Origin of the sequence: Cellulomonas sp. PS-H5, assembly GCF_019265565.1 — a bacterium.
Taxonomy (GTDB): domain Bacteria; phylum Actinomycetota; class Actinomycetes; order Actinomycetales; family Cellulomonadaceae; genus Cellulomonas.
Genome location: NZ_JAHVCI010000114.1, coordinates 1 through 3931, shown reverse-complemented (window position 1 = coordinate 3931; position 3931 = coordinate 1). Strand labels below are relative to the sequence as shown.

Sequence of the window (3931 nt, the reverse complement as noted above, 5' to 3'; positions counted from 1 at the left end):
CGGGCGGGGGAGCGCGGGCGCGGGCGAGGGCCGGACCGGCGGGGCGACGGCGGGCGGCGCCGGCGCGGCGCGGCGTGGGAGGGTGGCGCGCGTGCGGGACGGCGGCGCGGGACCAGCGGTCGTGCTCGACCTGCCCGGCGGCGGGTGCTGGCGGGTCGAGAACAGCCCCGCGCGCCGGGTGCCGAGCCACGGGACGGACCTGCTCGCGCTGCGGTACGCGATCGACCTGGTCGGCACGGACGCCGACGGGCGGTCGGCGCAGGTCGTGGACTGGCGCACCGTGCTGGCCGTCGAGCCGCCGGAGCGGTTCGTCGGGTTCGGTCGGCCGGTGCTGGCCCCGGTCGCCGGGACGGTCGTCGCGGCGCACGACGGCGAGCCCGACCACGGCGGCCGTCGCTCGCCGCTGACCCTGCTTCCGTACGCGCTCGGGCAGGCGGGGCGGCTGCGGCGCGGGATCGCGGCGGTGGCCGGGAACCACGTCGTGGTGGCGCGGGCCGACGGCGGGTGCGTGGCGGTGGCGCACCTGCGCGCGGGGTCGGTGCGGGTGCGGGTCGGGCAGGCCGTCGCGGCGGGGGAGCCGGTCGGCGAGTGCGGCTGCTCGGGGAACGCGACCGAGCCGCACGTGCACCTGCAGGCGATGGACGGCCCCGACCCGGCGCGCGCCCGCGGCCTGCCGCTCGCTCTGGGGGCGTACGAGGAGCGGTCTGCGGACGGCACGTGGCTGCCGCGCGCCCGTGCGGTCCCCCCGGAGGGCGCGGTCGTCCGGCGCGCCCAGATCGGTGGTTCTGCTCGAGATCGGTGGTTCTAGGCACCGATCTCGAGCAGAACCACCGACCTCGACGAGGGTCGCCGCGTCAGACGTCCCGCGACGCGCCCTGGGCCTCGGCAGCCGGCGCCTCGTCCTCCGGCAGCGGCTCCGGGGCGTCGTCGGTGTGCGCGACGTGCCGCAGCTGGCCCCAGATCAGCACCACGAACAGCGCCGACCCCGCGAACGCGAACCAGAACGGCGCGGTCACGCCCCAGTGCTCCGCGAGCACGCCGCCGACGGCCGACCCGACGACGAGCCCGCCGAACACGCCGACGGTGTACACGCTGCCCACCCGGCCCTGCAGCGCCCGCGGCACGGCACGCTGCCGGACGCTCACCGACGTCGTGCCCCAGACGAGCTCGTGCACGCCGAACAGGAAGAAGATCCCGATCGCCACCCAGGCCTGCCGGGTCAGCGCCAGACCGAGGTGGGTCAGCGTCTCGACGATCAGCCCGATGCGCATGAGGTTGCCGAGGCTGACCCGGCGGGTGATCCAGCCGTAGATCACCCCGCCGACCAGCCCGCCGACCGCGCTGACGGTGGTCAGCAGGCCGAACCCGATCTCGCCGAGCCCGAGCCGCCGCGTGGCGTAGAGGACGAGCACCGACCACGCCGCCCCGAACGTGATGTTGAAGATGAAGATGGTGAGCACCAGCGTCCGGACCGCGGGGTGCCGGACCGTCCACCGGAAGCCCTCGGCGATGTCCCGCCCGAGGTGGCTGCGCCGCTCCGGGTCGCGCGGGACCGCGGGCAGGACGATCCGTGCGACGAGCAGGGCCGCCGCCGCCACGAGGAGCGCCTGCCCGGCGAACGGCCAGACCGCCCCGGCCGCGAACAGGGCGGCGCCGAGCGGCGGGCCCGCGAGCTTGTTGACCGTGATGAAGCCGGTCTGCAGCCGGGAGTTGGCGAGCGCGAGGTCGTCGCGGCGCACGAGCATGGGCAGGAAGGTCTGCGCCGCGTTGTCGGCGAACACCTCGGCGGTGCCGAGCGCGAAGAGCACGGCCAGGACCAGGACGATGGAGGCGTGTCCGGTGCCGATGGTCGCGGTCAGCACCCCGAGCACGAGCACCCGCACCCAGTTGACGACGAGGACGATCCGGCGGCGGTCCCACCGGTCGGCCAGCGCCCCGGCGAGGAGCCCGAACAGCAGCGGGGGCAGCCACTGGACGGTCGCCCCGAGCGCCACCAGGCGCGCGTCGTCGGTGAGCGACGCGACGAGCAGCGGGCCCGCCGCCATGGCGATGCCGTCGCCGAGGTTGCTGGTCCAGGACGACGCGATGAGCCACCGGAACGGGGTGCCGAGCCGGGCGGGCAGGACGGTCTCGACGAGTCGGCTCACAAGGGCGAGATGCTAGCCCGCGCCCGGCCCCGCGCCGACCGCATTCCGTGCCGCCTCAGCCCTCGAGCGCCTCGAGGATCGTCGCGGCGACCCGGGCGTCCGACAGGTAGCCCGAGATGCCGTGCTGGTTCGACGTCGGGTTGTCGACCTTGCCGTAGTCGTCGATGCCGTCGACGGGGAACCAGGGCGCCGTGAGCGGGTGCAGGGCGACGAGGTCGTCGGGGTCGTAGGCGTTGAACCAGGCCCGGACGGGCGCGGGCCAGGACACGGGCCGCAGCGTGCGGCTGATGTTCGTCACGCCGAGCGGGGAGCCGACGGTCACGAGCAGCGGGACGTCCCAGCCGCGGGTGGCCGCCTCCCGGCGCAGCAGGTTGTACGCGACGACGGTGCCCAGCGAGTGCGACACGACGACCGCCCCGTCGGTGCCGTCGAGCGCCTGGCGCACCCCGTCCTCGATGGTGTCCCGGACCCGCACGTTGTGCAGGTACTGGTAGACGTCCCGGGTGGCCAGCGCGATCGACCACGCGCTGACGTTGGGCAGCCGGTCGAGCGCGGTCAGCGTCGCCCGGACCCACCGCCAGTTCATCGGGCCGCGCTCGACCGGGCCGTCGGCGCCCGCCTCCCGTGCGGCGTCCTCGGCGACGCCGGCCTGCTCCGCGATCTCCAGCAGCGCCTCGCGGACGAACAGCGTCTCGGCGTCCGGCCCGGCGTCGGCACCGCGGACGACGACCTCCGCGGCGTGCTCGGCGTCCCCGGAGACCAGGTCGAACAGCGTCTGCCCGTAGTACGGCAACCGGACCCGCTCGTCGGGCAGGTCGAGCGGGCGGCCGGCGTGGTGCGCGCCCTCGTCGAGCGCGGCGAGCCACTCCCGCTTCACCGCCAGCGGGTCCTTGTGCTCCTGGGCCCGGCCGTGCACCAGCACGAGCGTCCTCATGGCTCCTCCTCGGGTCGGGACGGCACGGCCGCCGCGGTGGCGACCTCCGCGACGCGCGCGGCGTTCTCGGCGGCGAACAGGGTCCAGTGCGACGGCAGCCGCGCCGGGAACGACAGGGCGTGGTCCCGCACGGCAGGCGGCGCCGCGGCGAGCAGCGGCCAGCCACGGGACAGCAGCGGGACCGGGGTCAGCAGGTCGGACCAGTCCACGGGCTCGTCGTCGTGGCCCGGGTCGGGGCCGGAGGCCAGCAGCACGACGTCGAACAGCCGCGCGCCGGGGGAACCGGGGGCTGCCAGGCCAGCGATCGCCGCACGCCGGCCGCGGTCGTGCAGCTCCCACGCACGGTAGAGCGCGGCGAGCGGGTCGGTGTCGACCGCGACCGCGGGGCGCTCGGCCCGGTCCCGCACGCGGTCGTGCCCGGCCCGGCCGGGCGCCGGATCGGAGCCGACGTCCTCGTCGTCCTCGTCGTCCGGGCGCAGCCCGAACCGGGACCACGCGGCGGCCAGCGCCCGACGGGCGACCGCCCCGTCCACCCCGGGCGGGGGCGGGCCGCCGTCGGCACCGGGCGCACGCGGCAGCGCGCAGTCGACGAGGCAGCCGCGCTCGACGGTGGCCAGCGTGACCCGGCCCGGCAGGGTGGGCAGCACGGCGCAGCCGCCCGAGGCGAACGTCACGACGACCGCCGTGGCGGACACGGGGACGACGTCGAGGGCGCGGTCGCCCTGGACGACGACGAGGGGCCCGCCCGGGCGCGGCGCGGGCGGCAGCGGAGCGACCTCGAGGTCCGGGGCGCGCGCCGGGGCGGGGACGGCGGCCGGGGGTGCGGCGGCCGGCGGCCCGGGCGGGGCGG

Annotated in this window: 4 protein-coding genes; 1 reads left to right on the top strand and 3 read right to left on the bottom strand. The window is 77.1% G+C overall.

All coding sequences use genetic code 11. The features are described 5' to 3' along the window. Positions 1-82 precede the first annotated feature (82 nt). Positions 83-808 (top strand): M23 family metallopeptidase, encoded by a 726-nt coding sequence (locus tag J5O08_RS20385; RefSeq protein ID WP_374226004.1) that lies wholly within the window; start codon positions 83-85, stop codon positions 806-808. A 46-nt stretch (positions 809-854) separates the two neighbouring features. Here J5O08_RS20385 and J5O08_RS20380 read toward each other — a convergent pair whose 3' ends face one another. The 3 genes from J5O08_RS20380 to J5O08_RS20370 all read right to left on the bottom strand — a co-directional run. Continuing rightward, positions 855-2147: an MFS transporter gene (locus J5O08_RS20380; protein ID WP_218708731.1), complete on the bottom strand. Its 1293-nt coding sequence runs from the start codon at positions 2145-2147 to the stop codon at positions 855-857. 55 nt (positions 2148-2202) lie between these two features. Beyond that, positions 2203-3081, bottom strand: a complete 879-nt coding sequence (locus J5O08_RS20375; protein ID WP_218708730.1) for a hypothetical protein — start codon at positions 3079-3081, stop codon at positions 2203-2205. Next, on the bottom strand, positions 3078-3931 hold an 854-nt coding region (locus tag J5O08_RS20370; RefSeq protein ID WP_374226003.1), incomplete at its 5' end, for a hypothetical protein. The genes J5O08_RS20370 and J5O08_RS20375, both read right to left, overlap by 4 nt.

What these genes read in the sequence shown, in the direction of transcription:
- J5O08_RS20375 (WP_218708730.1), bottom strand. Translation starts at nt 3,081, where the DNA reads ATGAGGACGCTCGTGCTGGTGCACGGCCGGGCCCAGGAGCACAAGGAC.